Origin of the sequence: Corynebacterium coyleae (assembly GCF_030408635.1) — a bacterium.
Taxonomy (GTDB): Bacteria; Actinomycetota; Actinomycetes; order Mycobacteriales; family Mycobacteriaceae; genus Corynebacterium; species Corynebacterium coyleae.
Window position 1 is genome coordinate 1681225 of sequence record NZ_CP047198.1, and the last position, 14064, is coordinate 1695288.

Sequence of the window (14064 nt, forward strand, 5' to 3'; positions counted from 1 at the left end):
CACCGCTACCACCGAGTTCCAATTTCGTCATTCATCGAATGAGGTACCCGTGATGAAATCCAGGCGACGCGGCAACCCTCGCCCGCGGGAAACAAACCGCGCGCCATCGTTAAACGTGAAGAACAAGTCGGTTCCCCTGCTTTCAATTGTGATCGTCCCGTGGCTAACCTGCGAGTGACAACTCGAGCACAGTGGAATGAGGTTATCCATGTTGGTCGAGCCACCATGCTCCCATTCTCGGATGTGGTGGATCTCAATAAACCGGCGATGCGAGCACCCAGGCATGGCACATTGATACCCCCACGTTGCTAGCAACGCCTGCACCTGGCCGTCAGTGGCGAACCGCTGTGCACGGCCGACGTTGATGGTCAGCCCATGTTTGTCCATCAAGTGCAACCGCACCACGGCGTTAGCAAGGTAGCTTCGCACATCCTCTGACCGTGCGGCACGGTTTTCGGGCATCCAACAGCCCCCGCCCTGATTCACCATGAGATTAACCTGCACACCGGGGCTACGAAGCGGACTAATCGGGTGAGCCCGCACCATATCCACCATGGCCAGCAACGCTGCGTAAACGTCCTGTTTCTCCGGAGGCCCGTAGCGCGAAACCGTCTTCGCGATGTCTTCGGCGGTGATCTTTGTCCGTTTCCGTGGTTCGCGATCCTGCTCAGAGGCGACAGCATCCTTGGCGTTGGTGGCGTCGTCGATAAGCAGTTGCACCTTTTCAGGATCGTTGAGATCCTCCGGATCGACGTCCTCCAGACCAAAACTGGCCAACTGCGCCATTTTCAGCGCGGTCAGAAGTTTCTGCCCAGCCACGGCGGGAAGACGGGCCTCGAACGCAAGCATGCCATCGTCGCACTCGCTGGCCCGGGCGAAGGGCTCGGTCGGCTCATCGTCTTTCGGCCCGGCACCGGCGAGCACAAGTTTCAGGTCCGAAAACGCCAGAGACAACGCAAGAGCGACAAGCTCCTCTTCGTTTTGCTCGTCCAGAAACTGCAGGACAAAACGAACCGTCGAATACGGCATCACCCCAGACTCAAACGCCTCGAATAACCGGCGATACCTGCGCAGGCCCCGGGCAACCCTCACATACTCAAAGGCCGTCGGTTCGGGCAGGTTGAGTTCCCTACGCAACCACGTCGCGGTCGACTTCTCCCCATACTGCGACGCGAGATCCTGCTCATCGAACTGCCCGACTGCTTCAAGCATCCGCGCACGATGGTGATTGGCCGAAAGGTGGTTGACCTTAATCCGGTCTTCGAGCACCTCTGCCGACAAATCACTCGTTCGATCAGCCACCCACTGGCTCACTGCAACTGTCATGTTCACACCCCTTGTTTACAAACATTGACACCTTTATATATCGTATAGGTGTTCGAGTCAATAGTTTTCCTCAAATCTACCCAAAGAGGCCATTCCCCCACCTTGGCTGCGCAGCTTTTTCACTATGCCGCTGCATAGTTTGGAGCAGACGGCGGTTCTTTGTTCGAAAAACTATGCCGCTGCATAGTCGACACATTCGTCGCCACGATGTGTCACCATGACATCTGTGAAGATCATCCAAACGTTAATCTCGGTAGCGCTCGCATCCGCGACCACGCTCACTGCGCTCACTGCCTGTTCCGGTGCAGAAGATATCGCCGCCGATGCTCCCGAGACCAAACTGACACCGACTGAGGTCGCCGAATTATGTCAGAACGCCGCCAGAAACGCGTCCACCGCCGACGGCGTTGCCTACGACGCCCTAACGGTCTATGCACACGAGGTGCCCACCGACGCAATCACGGGACAGTCGTTCGACAGCGAGATCTCCGGTTTTCTCAGCAATGACGAATACATCGGTGAATTCACATTCCGTTGCAGGATCGACGACTCCGACGCCCAAGTGAGCAGTTTTTATTTCCCTCCCGAGAACTTTCTCGCCCCGCAATCGGAATCCAGCCCCACAAGGCAAGCACAGCGACAGCACGCACAGCCGCAGCAACCACAGGCGCAGGCCGTGGACCCGCAGCGCATCGACCCACGAAACAACGGCGCGGGAGTAACCGGCAGGGACGACAACCTGGGCATTTACTATCACAACAAACAGGACTGGCTGTTTCTCGAGGCTCCGGGCAAGGTTGTACCTGGCGCGAAGATTTACAACGTGAACAAAAGCTACTGCTCTACTGGTTTTATCGCGTCGCGGGAGAACCGCACATTCATCGTTACTGCCGGGCACTGCGGCGATGTGGGTGACCAGTTCTACGTCAATAACCAATACGGCGGGTCACTGGTTGTGGGCGAGATGGTCGAATCCTTCTACGAGCGCGACAACACGGGCTTTATCGGCACCGACATCGGACTGATTGAGATTTACGACGATGCCAAGCCGTACGTGGATTCCGCACTGCCCGTAAATTCCCGATTGAAGGGCTGGATCACCCCAGCCCAAGCGGGGCAAGGCAACATGACCATTTGCCGTCTCGGTGCCACCACTGGCTACTCCTGCGGCAAATTCGTCGAGGTAGATAGGGCCGGCCAATTCGTGTTTCGCAACATCGCTGACAGAGGCGATTCCGGAGGCGCGATCTTCGCGTTCGACGGCACGGACGCATGGGCGCTAGGGGTGACGTCGAACGGCAGCGACTACAACAAGACGCTCACCAGCGGCATGGAAATCGCAGGCGCAATGCAGCACTGGGGCCTCACGCTTCACGGCTAGCCCCTAAAAACACTATGCCGCTGCATAGTGGTCCGGGTCAGGATCCACTATGCAGCGGCATAGTCCGTCAGCGCCTAATTCTTGCGAACGGTGGCGGTCACACCGTCGACAACATCATGGCCTTCGACTGGTTCGGTGACCACATCGAAGGAGGTTGCCAACGTTTCAGCGGCGATGTGCTCTGCGTGACGACGAGCCCACTCCTCCTTCTCAGCCGGCACCGCAAGCACAACCGCAATGCGATCGGAGACCTCAAGGCCCTCACGCTTGCGCGCATCCTGCAGGCCACGGATGACATCGGCGGCCCAGCCTTCAGCCTCGAGTTCCTCAGTGACGTTGGTGTCCAGGACGACGAGGCCGACGGCGGCGAGGGCGTCGACACGCGCAGTGCTCTCCGGGTTCTCGGCGACGAGGCGCTCGGTGTAGAGCTCCGGAGTCAGCACGATGTCTCCGTCGACCACCACGTCGTCGCCACGACGCTCATAGTTGCCAGCCTTGACGTTCTTGATCGCGCGCTGGACATCCTTGCCCAGCTTCGGACCAGCAATCTTCGCATTAACGACGACCTCGAACGAACCAGCCGAGTCCACATCCGCGGTGAGCTCAACGTCCTTGACGTTCACTTCGTCGCGAATGGTGGAGCGGAACGGCTCAAGTAGATCAGCCTCTGGCAGAGCAACAGTGAGCTTCGGCAGTGGAAGACGGTTACGCAGCTTGTTCGCCTTGCGTACCGACGACGCCGCCGAACACACCGCACGCGTCGCATCCATCGCAGCGACCAGGTCAGCATCCGCCGGCAGGTTGTCTGCCTTCGGGAAGTCAGTCAGGTGCACGGAACGGCCACCGGTCAGGCCACGCCAGATCACCTCAGAGATGTACGGCAGCAGCGGCGCGACCGTGCGGGTAACCACTTCGAGCACCGTGTAGAGCGTGTTAAACGCCTCCGGGTAGGCCTCCTGGCCTTCCCAGAAACGGTCGCGGGAGCGACGCACGTACCAGTTGGTCAGGGTGTCCGCGAAGCGACGCACCTCATCGCAAGCATCGGCGATGCGCGTGTCGTCGAGAGCCTCGCCCACGGCCTCAACCAAGTCGTGGGTCTTGGCCAGGATGTAACGGTCGAGCACGTTGTCGGAATCCACCGACCACTGAGCGTCCTCAGAGGAGTACAGCTGCAGGAAGGTGTACGCGTTCCAGATCGGCAACAGTGCCTGGCGCACGCCCTCACGGATACCCTGCTCAGTGACGATCAGGTTGCCACCACGCAGGATCGGCGAAGACATCAGGAACCAACGCATCGCGTCGGAACCGTCGCGGTCGAAAACCTCGTTGACGTTCGGGTAGTTGCCCTTGGACTTGGACATCTTCTGGCCGTCGGAACCAAGCACGATGCCGTGGGCGACGACCTTCTTGTACGCCACACGGTCGAACAGCGCGGTAGACAGCACGTGCTGGACGTAGAACCAGCCACGGGTCTGGCCCGAGTACTCAACGATGAAGTCAGCCGGCTGGCGAGCGTCGTGCTCTTCGCGGTTCTCAAACGGGTAGTGGTACTGCGCAAACGGCATAGAGCCGGATTCGAACCAGCAGTCAAGCACGTCCGGCACGCGGCGCATCATGGACTTGCCGGTCGGATCGTCCGGGTTCGGACGCACCAGTTCATCAATGTGCGGACGGTGCAGCGACTTGGGACGCTCACCGAAGTCACGCTCGAGCTCATCGAGGGAACCGTAGACATCCACGCGCGGGTACTCCGGGTTATCGGATACCCACGCCGGCACCGGGGAGCCCCAGTAGCGGGTACGCGAAATGTTCCAATCGCGAGCGCCTTCGAGCCACTTGCCAAACTGGCCATCGCGGATGTGCGACGGGATCCAGTCGATCTCCTGGTTGAGCTCGACCATGCGGTCGCGGATGTCGGTGACCTTCACAAACCATGCCGGCAGCGCCATGTAGATCAGTGGCTCGCCGGAGCGCCAGGAGTGCGGGTAAGAGTGGACGATGGTCTGGTCACGCACGACACGGCCCTTGGCGCGCAGGTCGCGGATGATGTCGCGGTTCGCGTCGAAGACCAGCTTGCCTTCGTAGTCCGGAACCAGCGAGGTGAACTTGCCGTCGGCGTCGACGGGGATGACCAAATCGATGCCGTAGTCCTGGCAGGTGAACATATCGTCTTCACCGAAGGCGGGCGCCTGGTGGACGACACCGGTGCCGTCCTCGGTGGTGACGTAGTCCGCGTTAAGCACCATGAACGCGTTCTCGTGATCGCGGAAGTAGTCAAAGACAGGCTCGTATTCCAGGCCCTCGAGCTGGGCGCCGGTGAACGTGGAGATGACCTCGTACTCGCCGAGTTCCTTCGCGTATGCGCCGAGCAGGTTCGTCGCCAAGAGCAATGGCGTATCGACGACACCCTCATCCCCCGGCTTCACCAACGAGTACTCAACCTCCGGGTGAACCGCCAACGCCAAGTTCGACGGCAGCGTCCACGGCGTAGTGGTCCAGGCGATCGCAGCCGCATCGTGCAGTTCAGGGTGCTCAGCCCACGTCTTCTCCGCAGCGTAGCCGGCGCGCCCGCCGGTGAACGGCATGGTGACGGTGACGGTAGGGTCCTGGCGGTCGCGGTAGGAATCGTCGAGACGCGTCTCCTGGTTGGACAACGGCGTGTGCTCTGCCCAGGAGTACGGCAGCACACGGAAGCCCTGGTAGATCAAGCCCTTGTCGTAGAGCTCCTTGAACGCCCACATGACAGATTCCATGTACTCCGGGTCCATGGTCTTGTAGCCGTTCTCAAAATCGACCCAACGAGCCTGGCGGGTGACGTACTCTTCCCACTCGCCGGCGTAGTTCATGACGGACTTCGCGCAGTATTCGTTGAACTTCTCCAGGCCCATGTCCTCGATCTGGGCTTTGTCAGTGATGCCGAGCTGCTTTTCTGCCTCAAGCTCCGCAGGCAGACCGTGGCAGTCCCAGCCGAACACACGCGGCACATGGAAGCCGGTCATCGTGCGGTAGCGCGGAACGATGTCCTTGACGTAGCCCGTCAGCAGGTGGCCGTAGTGCGGCAGACCGTTAGCAAACGGCGGGCCGTCATTGAACACGTATTCTTCGCAACCTTCACGCTGCTCAAGCGATGCCTGGAACGTTTCATCCTTGTTCCAGTAGTCGAGCACAGCGCGTTCCATCTCGGGAAACTTGTCGCTGCCTCCGGTCATATCGACCTTAGGGTAGACGTTGCCAACCATGACACTCCTCCACACACAATCTGCAGGGACGCATGTGCTGCGCGGTACCACCCTGCTTGGGGCGAAAGCCCCCACTTCATTTGTGGTGAAGGAAGTGACGTCTTCCCATTTAACGTCCGGTTCTAATAAGCGTAATGCCGTTCTTCCGGAATGCTCCCCGGTGATAGCCGGATCAAAGCGTTACGCCCGGAAGTGTAGCACTCCCGGGCGTTGAGGTTTTACTTCTCGTTCGGCGCCGTAGTTGAGCGGGCCTCGAGTTCCTCGAGCTGGGACTCAAGCAGCGTCTTCAGGCGAGTACGGTACTCGCGCTCGAAGGTGCGCAGCTCCGCAATGCGATTCTCCAGCGCAGTCTGCTGCTGCTTCACCGTGTTCATAATCTCGGTGTGCTTGCGCTCTGCATCTGCCTTGAGCTTGTTGGCCTTCTCCTCCGCTTGGCGGATCTGGGCCTCGGCGCGGGAAGCGGCCTCGCCAGTGGTCTCCTCGGCCTTCTTCTGGGCCTCGGCGACGAGCTGCTTGGCGCGAGTCTCCGCCTCCTGCAGCTGAGACTGGGAGCGGGTCTGAGCGTCCTGCAGTTGCTTCTTGGACTTCGCCTCAGCCTCGGCCACCTCACGCTCTGCAGCGCTGCGTGCGTCTGCCAGCATGGAGGTTGCCTCTGCCTGGGCATCGCTGGTCAGACGGTCTGCCATCTCCTGTGCAAGGCCGAGCACCTTGGCAGCCTGGATGTGCGAATCTTGCGAAGGCTCTGCCTTCTGCGGGGCGGTGTTGACCGCCTTGGACACGCCTTCAGCCGGACGCTTCGCAGCCTGTGCGCGAGCTTCCTCAGCCTGCTTGCGGGCTGCTGCCGCATCTTCCTTGGCAGCCTTAGCCTCAGCCTCAGCCTTGTCCTTGGCTTCCTTCGCGGAACGCAGCTGCGCCTCGTAGTCAGCGCGGATCTTCTGCTCCACCTCGCGGCGGATTGCAGCCTCGTCTGCGGAAGAACCGGCTGCTGCCGGTGCCGCTACGCCAGCGCCACCCTCTTCGAGTCGTGCGCGGAGCTCTTCGTTTTCATCCTGGAGCTGTGCAAGCGCGTCTTCAACCAGGTCGAGGAACTGATCAACTTCGTCCTCGTTGTAGCCCCGCTTGCCAATCGGGGGCTTGCTGAAAGCGACATTGTGCACGTCAGCTGGCGTCAACGGCATTTGCGTTCCCTTCATGTTCTTGTAACGGACCCGCGTCTGCGGGTCGCGAATGCGCCCCACGTTACGGGAACGTACTTAATTTGTCTGCTGAATTGTAACTGTTTCGTCTACACAACGCACATGACAGCGCGCTAATGCAGTGCCGGAACGATCATCGTCGCCCGAATAACCATCTGGAGCAGCGAAAGCGCCAGGAATAGCACGATCACGCTCACGTCGAGCCCCACTCCCCCGTTCAACCTCAACGGGGGGATGAGCTTGCGCAATGCAAACACTGGAGGGTCGGTGATCTTGAACAGTGGTTCCGCCACCATGATGAACCAGTGTGGCGGGTCGAAGTGCTTCGAGAAGGCCTGAATCATCTCAATGATGATGCGCACGACGACAAATAGCGAGTAGATGCCGATGACGGCGTAGAGAATTGCTCCGATAAGTGCCACGCGTTCACACCCTACAGGTTCGCTAGCGCAGGCCTGCAGAGCGCTTCAGCGCATCTTTGTCCACGTTGGCGTTTTCCGGGACGATGGCAAACAGGCGCTTGCGAGTGTCCTCACCACGGGACAGGTTGTGCATGCTGCCGCGCAGGCCGAAGCACAGGCCAGCAGCAAAGTCGACGATGCGCTTCGCGTCGGCGGTATCCAGGTCGGTCAGATCCATAACCACTGCGTCGCCATCGCGGAACGGCTCGCCGATCTCCTTGGCATCGTTGTAATTACGCGGAGACACGTTGACGATGCGCGGGGTCGGACGGTAGCTGGCGCGTGTCGACGACACCTCGCGGTGGTCACGCTCATAACGCGACGGACGCTCAGCACGGTCGTACGCGCCAGCGCCAGCAGTCGAGGAAGTTTCGGAGTAGCGCGAATCCTCAAAGTAGGCGTCGTCCTCGTTGTTCTCGATCGGACCGAGGCCGAAGAATTCTTTTGCGCTGCCAAAGAAGGACATAGTGGGGCTCCTTGGGGGTGGTTTTGCAATGAAGGTCAGCCTACGGGGCGGGGCCCAAGCAGCGCTGTTCCGACACGCACGAGATCGGATCCGCACGCGATTGCTGTCTCAAAGTCCCCGCTCATACCGGCCGACAAGATGAGGTCGCGGCCGAGGTGGGCGGAGGTGTCGTCGACAAGCGCACGTGCCCTGCGGAACACCGTCTCGGGGTCGGAGTTCAACGGGGGCACGACCATGAACCCGTCGAGGCGAAGATGCTCGGAATTTTCGACCGCCTCGATGATTTCCGGAACATCGTCGTAGGACGCGCCGCCGCGGGCGGTATCGCCGTCGTCGGAAAGCTGGATCAGGCACGGCAGGGTGTCCGTGGTGCGGTCGCCGCGCTCGAGGGCAAGCGCCATGCCACGGTCAAGGCCGTGGGCGAGTTTGACCGAGTCGAGCGAGTGGACCTGAGCCGCCCAACGCGCGACGGCGTTAGCTTTCTTGGACTGGATCTGGCCGATCATGGCGATCTGGCACCGCCCATCCAGAGCTTCAGCCTTCGCGCGGGCCTCCTGCTCGCGGTTTTCGCCGACGAGGGTGATGCCTGCCTCGGCGAGTTCAATAATGCGCTCAACGGGGTGGAATTTGGTCACGGGCAAGAGTTGCACGCTGCCTTCCGGGCGACCTGCGGCACGCTCGGCGTCGTGAATCTGCTTGGTTACGGTTTCAAGGTTATGCATCTGGCATCCAAATCACGCCGGCCTGACGTCCGGTGACGCCCTCGCGGCGATGAGAGAAGAAATCGGTATCGGTGATGGTATCGCGCGGATCTGCGTCGATGTGGGTCACGCCCATGCTCATCAGTTGGCGCACAAGCCCGGCACGGACGTCGATGCCCGCGGTCCCCTGCTTGGTGGTTGTGCGCGAGCCGGGCAAATGCTTTTCGACGTCCGCAGCCATCTCGGCAGGCACCTCATAGGACTCACCTGCCGCCGCCGGCCCGAGCAGCACCTGGATACGCTCCGGGGCTGCGCCAAGCGCCACCATCTCCTCGACGGTGCGGCGCACAATGCCGTTGCGAGCTCCCATACGGCCCGCGTGGGCTGCGGCGATCACACCTGCGCTGTGGTCGGACAGCAGCACGGGGGTGCAGTCCGCAACCAGCACGCACAGTGCGAGGTTTTTCTCGCGAGTCACGATCGCGTCAGTGGCCGCAACCGGCTCATCCGCGGGCCCGTCGACCACGGTGACGGTGTTGGTGTGGAGTTGTTCCATCCACACGAAACGCTCGGCGGGAAGGCCCAAGATGTCGGCGAGACGCTGACGGTTCGCGGCGACGTCGGCTGGGTCGTCGCCAACATGCGTTCCCAGGTTGAACGCATCGTACGGAGAACGCGAAACCCCGCCAGCACGGGAAGTAAACACCATGCGGACGGGGCGGTTGGAAAGATCTGGCATGCCAGCCAGTCTAACTAGCGCATGAAATCAGGCACATCCAAGTCGTCGAAGCCGCCGCCGAACTCCTCGTCGCGGCGCGGACGGGAGTCCTCACGGTCCGTAAACAGGCCACGGTTTGGCTCGTAGCGGTGACGAGCCTGGTAGCTCTCCGACGGCTGCTCGGTGCGGGTCTCGGTCCGGGTCTCAGTGCGTGGCTCGGCCGGCTTCTCCGGCTGGGACTCGAGCTCCTCGGCTGGAGCGATGACGCTTGCCTGCGGGGCGTCCTCGGCAGGGCGGGCGTTGGCCTTCTCGTCGAAGCCAGTGGCGATGATGGTCACGCGGACCTCGTCGCCCAGGTTGTCGTCGATAATCGTGCCGAAGATGATGTTGGCATCGTCGTCGGCCTTCTCCTCCACGATGGAGGCAGCGTTGTTGACTTCCATCAAGCCAAGGTCCGAACCGCCGGCCACAGAGATGAGCACGCCCTTGGCGCCCTCCATGGTGGTCTCCAGCAGCGGAGAGTTGATGGCCTGCTCGGTGGCGGTCATCACACGGTTTTCGCCGCGGGCGGAACCGACGCCCATGAGCGCGGAACCAGCGTCGGCCATGACGGAGCGCACGTCCGCAAAGTCAACGTTGATCATGCCCGGAATAGTGATCAGGTTGGTAATACCCTGAACACCGTTGTAGAGCACCTCATCAGCTGCGCGGAACGCTTCCATCATGGAAAGTTCAGCATCGCCCAGCTGCAGGAGGCGATCGTTCGGGATCACGATGACCGTGTCACAAACTTCCTTCAGGTTCTCAATGCCGGCCAGAGCCTGGCGGGTGCGACGCTTGCCCTCGAAGGTAAACGGGCGGGTCACAACACCGATGGTCAGGGCGCCCATCTTCTTCGCAATGCCTGCGACGACCGGGGCCGCACCAGTGCCGGTGCCGCCACCTTCGCCTGCAGTAACGAAAACCATGTCGGAGCCCTTCAGGGACTCCTCAATCTCCTGCTTGTGGTCCTCGGCAGAAGTGCGGCCAACCTCGGGGTTCGCGCCTGCACCCAGTCCACGGGTGGCTTCGCGTCCGATGTCGAGCTTGGTGTCAGCGTCGGTAAACAGCAGCGCCTGCGAGTCGGTGTTGATGGCGACGAATTCGACGCCTTTCAGCCCCTCCTCGATCATTCGATTCACAGCATTGACGCCGCCCCCGCCGACACCGACGACGCGGATCATGGCGAGGTAGTTGGCGGGAGAAGTCATAGCGTAAGTCTCGCCTTTCAAAACTCGGGTGTGCAGTTGCGTCCCATCATGTTGGAAAGCGAAGCATTTTTTGTGTTCTCCCCCGGCGTGTCTCAACCCTAAACCTGTACTTTAGGGTTGTGACCTGGGCTTTTACCGAGATGTCACCAACTCGGGGTTAGAAATATTGAACTCACGCCCCTCCAACTGGAGCACGGTCTCAAGAGCCAATGCCTTATTCGCATTATCGGTTGCGGCTCCCCACTGGACCACGCGGTCGTCGTCAAGCACGAGCGTGTACGTGTAGTCACCGTTGGCTTTGAGCGCGCGGACGCGAGGCCGGGCAACATCGCTAATCGACGACGCCACCTCCACCGCCTGCGCAAACCGCTCCTGGGCCACCCCCTGGATCTCCACAGCGCCTGCGGGCGGCGCCGCAACGATGAAATCGCGGCCCTCCCGGTCGATCAGGTGCGGCTGGCCATCAATGTCCACCCACGCCACCGGATCATGCTCTGTGATCTCCACACTGACGCCGTTCGGCCACGCGCGCGACACTGTTGCGGAATCCACCCAGGGGTTTGCGGCAACATTCTCGGCGGCTCGGCGCGGCTTCACCTTGCCTATCGGCGTGCCGTAATCAATCCCGGTGAGATTGCGTACTTCCTCCTCGGGCAGGTTCACGGACCCCTCGACGGCAATATCGTTCACGCTCATCAGCGGCGTGAACGGAACAGCCGCGCACACAGCCACAACAATGGCCACCGTTGCTGCGATCGCACCGTACGGGATCTTCCGGTGCTTCGGCTGCTCCTCGGTTGAATCAGGCATGGGAACTTTCGTGGACATTACTTGCCCGCCAACGCATCCAGGATCTCGTCTGCCAGCATGGTCACACTGCCCGCCCCCATCGTGAGCACCAAGTCACCCGGCTCGGTCACGGACGCAACGGTTGCAGGAGCAGCAGAGAAGTCCGGTTCAAGGTGCACCGGGATGGTCATTTCGTCGCTAATAATGCGCGAGGTCACACCCTCAACCGGGGTTTCACGGGCACCGTAGATATCTAACAGCACGCACTCGTCTGCCAGCGACAATGCCTTAGCAAACTCGCTGGAGAACTCCTGGGTGCGCGAGTACAGGTGTGGCTGGAAGCACACGACCACACGCGCACCGTTGCCTTCTGCTTCCACCTTGTCGCGGGCCGCGGTAAGCACCGCCTCCACCTCGGTCGGGTGGTGGGCGTAGTCGTCGTACACGCGAGTCTCACCGACGCTGCCTTTGTACTCGAAACGACGGCGCACGCCCGTGAACTCGCTGAGCCCCTGGGCGAGCTTCTCCGGACTCGCGCCGACGAGTACCCCACCGAGCAGCGCTGCTGCCGAGTTGAGCACCATGTGGCGGCCCGGGATAGCCATGCTGTAGGTGACCTCGCCGGAGACATCAGGCGTGCGCAAACGCACACCGACTGCGGTGTGCTCGCCTTCCTGGCGCTCTTCGGTAATCACCGCCGCTGCCGGCACGCTCGGGTGGCGCTTTGCGGCTTCTTCAGTGCCGTATCCATAAACCGTCAGACCACGCTCGATTGCGCGCTCACCGCAAGCTGCGGCGTGTTCGTCATCTAGGCACACCACGATGTTCTTCGCAATGTCCGCAAAATCATCGAACACCTTGAAATACGCCTCACGCGTGCCGTAGAAGTCCAGGTGATCCGGCTCAATGTTCGTAATCACGGCGACATCTGGGGAGTAACGCAACAGCGACGCGTCCGACTCGTCGGCCTCCGCGACAAAAACCTCGCCCTGGCCGTGATGAGCGTTCGTGCCGGCACGGTTGAGCTGCCCGCCGATCGCGAACGACGGGTCTTGCCCTGCTGCTTGCAACGCCACGACCGCCATCGACGTCGTCGAAGTCTTGCCGTGCGTGCCAGCGAGCAACAGCTGAGTACGGCCCTCCATCAACTCGGCCAGCAGGTCCGAGCGGCGCAGCAGCGGAACACCCTCCCGCTTGGCGCGGACGAGTTCGGGGTTGTCCTGCGGGATAGCAGCAAAGCTCGTCACCACCGCGGTGGGAAGCTCACCAGAGAGCTCCAGGTTGGCCTCGTCGTGGCCAAGCGCCACCTTCGCGCCCTTGGCCTTCAGTGCGCGAACCGGACGAGAGTCCTTCGCGTCAGAGCCAGTCACGGTTGCGCCTCGGTCCAACAAGATATGCGCCACGCCCGACATGCCGGCACCGCCGATGCCAATGAGGTGCACACGTGAGAGATCCGTCATCAGTTTTCCTTTCCAGCCGCATCAGCAATGCGGCGCGCGAGGTCCTCGGCAACATTGCCGGCACCGGATTGAGCAATAGCGTGGCGCATCTCGGCGCGCACGTCGTCGTTATTCAACAAAGGCAGCAGCTTCTCGACGAGTACGTCGCCGGTCAGCTCCGCGTCGTCGATACGCAATGCCGCCCCTGTGGCCACCAAGTGTGCAGAGTTCAACCCCTGCTCACCGTTACCGTGCGGCAGCGGGATGTAAATCGCAGGCACACCGGCCGCAGAGTTCTCCGCAACCGTCATCGCCCCCGAGCGGCACACCACCACATCTGCGACCGCATAGGCCGCCTCCATGTCGTCGATGTACGGCACAGCCGTATAGCCATCGTGGGGTGCAGGTGCGTCGTTCTTGCGCCCGTAGGCGTGCAGCACCTGGTGGCCGGCAGCGGTGATGCGCTCCACTGCATCGGCGAGCGCCGTATTGATACTCACCGCACCCTGGGAACCACCAGTGACGAGGACAGTCGTCTTCTCCGGATCCAGCCCCCACGTGCGTAGGCCACGCTCACGCTTTGCCCCATCCGGGTCGACCCCGACACCGGGACGCACCGGAATGCCGACGACGTCGCCGGCCATCCCCGAGTTCGCCACCGCATTCAGGCCAACGCCACCGAGCTTGACCCCAAGCTTGTTCGCCATCCCCGCAAGCGCGTTGGTTTCCAGCACGAAAAACGGCAGCCGCAGCGACTTCGCCGCCAAGTATGCCGGCGCCGACACATACCCTCCGGTACCGAGCACCACCTGAGCACCCGAAGATTTCATCGCTTGCTTCGCCTGATTCACGGAACGAAGCAACTTCGCCGGCACCGTGGCCAGCTTCCACGGCTTCTTGCGCGGGATGGGAACCGGGTCAATCAACGCCAGCTCGAACCCGCGGGCGGGAACGATTGTGGTTTCCAAACCACGCTCGGTGCCTAACGCAACGACGTTCGCGCCAAACTGATCGCGCAACACCTCCCCCACGGCAAGCGCTGGCTCAATATGGCCTGCGGTGCCGCCGCCTGCCAAGACGACGTTGAGTTCACTCATG

At 61.4% G+C, this 14064-nt stretch carries 12 protein-coding genes; 1 reads left to right on the forward strand and 11 read right to left on the reverse strand.

The features are described from left to right. Positions 1–27 precede the first annotated feature (27 nt). Positions 28–1326, reverse strand: a complete 1299-nt coding sequence (locus CCOY_RS08165) for an HNH endonuclease signature motif containing protein (RefSeq protein ID WP_092100267.1) — start codon at positions 1324–1326, stop codon at positions 28–30. A gap of 217 nt (positions 1327–1543) precedes the next feature. On the opposite strand from CCOY_RS08165, the gene CCOY_RS08170 reads away from it, so the two are divergent. Further along, entirely contained in the window at positions 1544–2707 is a 1164-nt protein-coding gene (locus CCOY_RS08170; protein ID WP_092100269.1) for a S1 family peptidase, read from the forward strand. A gap of 74 nt (positions 2708–2781) precedes the next feature. Here the strand turns inward: CCOY_RS08170 and ileS are convergent, their stop codons facing one another. The 10 genes from ileS to CCOY_RS08220 form a co-directional block, all read right to left on the reverse strand. Next, positions 2782–5946, reverse strand: coding sequence for an isoleucine--tRNA ligase (gene ileS / locus CCOY_RS08175; protein ID WP_092100271.1), 3165 nt, complete (start codon positions 5944–5946; stop codon positions 2782–2784). A 218-nt stretch (positions 5947–6164) separates the two neighbouring features. Beyond that, positions 6165–7124: a DivIVA domain-containing protein gene (locus tag CCOY_RS08180; protein ID WP_070570081.1), complete on the reverse strand. Its 960-nt coding sequence runs from the start codon at positions 7122–7124 to the stop codon at positions 6165–6167. Between the two features lie 131 nt (positions 7125–7255). Further along, entirely contained in the window at positions 7256–7564 is a 309-nt protein-coding gene (locus tag CCOY_RS08185; protein ID WP_070450893.1) for a YggT family protein, read from the reverse strand. A 22-nt stretch (positions 7565–7586) separates the two neighbouring features. Next, positions 7587–8069: a cell division protein SepF gene (locus tag CCOY_RS08190; RefSeq protein WP_070483971.1), complete on the reverse strand. Its 483-nt coding sequence runs from the start codon at positions 8067–8069 to the stop codon at positions 7587–7589. A gap of 35 nt (positions 8070–8104) precedes the next feature. Continuing rightward, positions 8105–8791: a YggS family pyridoxal phosphate-dependent enzyme gene (locus CCOY_RS08195; protein ID WP_070820361.1), complete on the reverse strand. Its 687-nt coding sequence runs from the start codon at positions 8789–8791 to the stop codon at positions 8105–8107. Next, complete coding sequence (gene pgeF, locus CCOY_RS08200) at positions 8784–9509, reverse strand: peptidoglycan editing factor PgeF (protein WP_092100272.1); 726 nt, start codon at positions 9507–9509, stop codon at positions 8784–8786. The genes CCOY_RS08195 and pgeF overlap by 8 nt, the downstream gene beginning before the upstream one ends. A 14-nt stretch (positions 9510–9523) precedes the next feature. Further along, entirely contained in the window at positions 9524–10738 is a 1215-nt protein-coding gene (gene ftsZ, locus CCOY_RS08205) for a cell division protein FtsZ (RefSeq protein WP_092100274.1), read from the reverse strand. A gap of 132 nt (positions 10739–10870) precedes the next feature. Then, positions 10871–11548 (reverse strand): cell division protein FtsQ/DivIB, encoded by a 678-nt coding sequence (locus tag CCOY_RS08210; protein WP_092102750.1) that lies wholly within the window; start codon positions 11546–11548, stop codon positions 10871–10873. Between the two features lie 17 nt (positions 11549–11565). After that, on the reverse strand, positions 11566–12987 hold the full coding sequence (gene murC, locus CCOY_RS08215) for a UDP-N-acetylmuramate--L-alanine ligase (protein ID WP_092100276.1): 1422 nt from the start codon (positions 12985–12987) through the stop codon (positions 11566–11568). Then, positions 12987–14063 carry a UDP-N-acetylglucosamine--N-acetylmuramyl-(pentapeptide) pyrophosphoryl-undecaprenol N-acetylglucosamine transferase gene (locus tag CCOY_RS08220; RefSeq protein WP_070450879.1) on the reverse strand — a complete coding sequence of 359 codons (1077 nt, stop codon included), beginning with the start codon at positions 14061–14063 and terminating at the stop codon, positions 12987–12989. The genes murC and CCOY_RS08220 overlap by 1 nt, the downstream gene beginning before the upstream one ends. Position 14064 lies beyond the last annotated feature (1 nt).

Coding starts and splice junctions, on each gene's coding strand:
- CCOY_RS08165 (WP_092100267.1), bottom strand. CDS start 1,326: ATGACAGTTGCAGTGAGCCAGTGGGTGGCTGATCGAACGAGTGATTTG.
- CCOY_RS08170 (WP_092100269.1), top strand. CDS start 1,544: ATGACATCTGTGAAGATCATCCAAACGTTAATCTCGGTAGCGCTCGCA.
- ileS (WP_092100271.1), bottom strand. CDS start 5,946: ATGGTTGGCAACGTCTACCCTAAGGTCGATATGACCGGAGGCAGCGAC.
- CCOY_RS08180 (WP_070570081.1), bottom strand. CDS start 7,124: ATGCCGTTGACGCCAGCTGACGTGCACAATGTCGCTTTCAGCAAGCCC.
- CCOY_RS08190 (WP_070483971.1), bottom strand. CDS start 8,069: ATGTCCTTCTTTGGCAGCGCAAAAGAATTCTTCGGCCTCGGTCCGATC.
- CCOY_RS08195 (WP_070820361.1), bottom strand. CDS start 8,791: ATGCATAACCTTGAAACCGTAACCAAGCAGATTCACGACGCCGAGCGT.
- pgeF (WP_092100272.1), bottom strand. CDS start 9,509: ATGCCAGATCTTTCCAACCGCCCCGTCCGCATGGTGTTTACTTCCCGT.
- ftsZ (WP_092100274.1), bottom strand. CDS start 10,738: ATGACTTCTCCCGCCAACTACCTCGCCATGATCCGCGTCGTCGGTGTC.
- CCOY_RS08210 (WP_092102750.1), bottom strand. CDS start 11,548: ATGCCTGATTCAACCGAGGAGCAGCCGAAGCACCGGAAGATCCCGTAC.
- murC (WP_092100276.1), bottom strand. CDS start 12,987: ATGACGGATCTCTCACGTGTGCACCTCATTGGCATCGGCGGTGCCGGC.
- CCOY_RS08220 (WP_070450879.1), bottom strand. CDS start 14,063: ATGAGTGAACTCAACGTCGTCTTGGCAGGCGGCGGCACCGCAGGCCAT.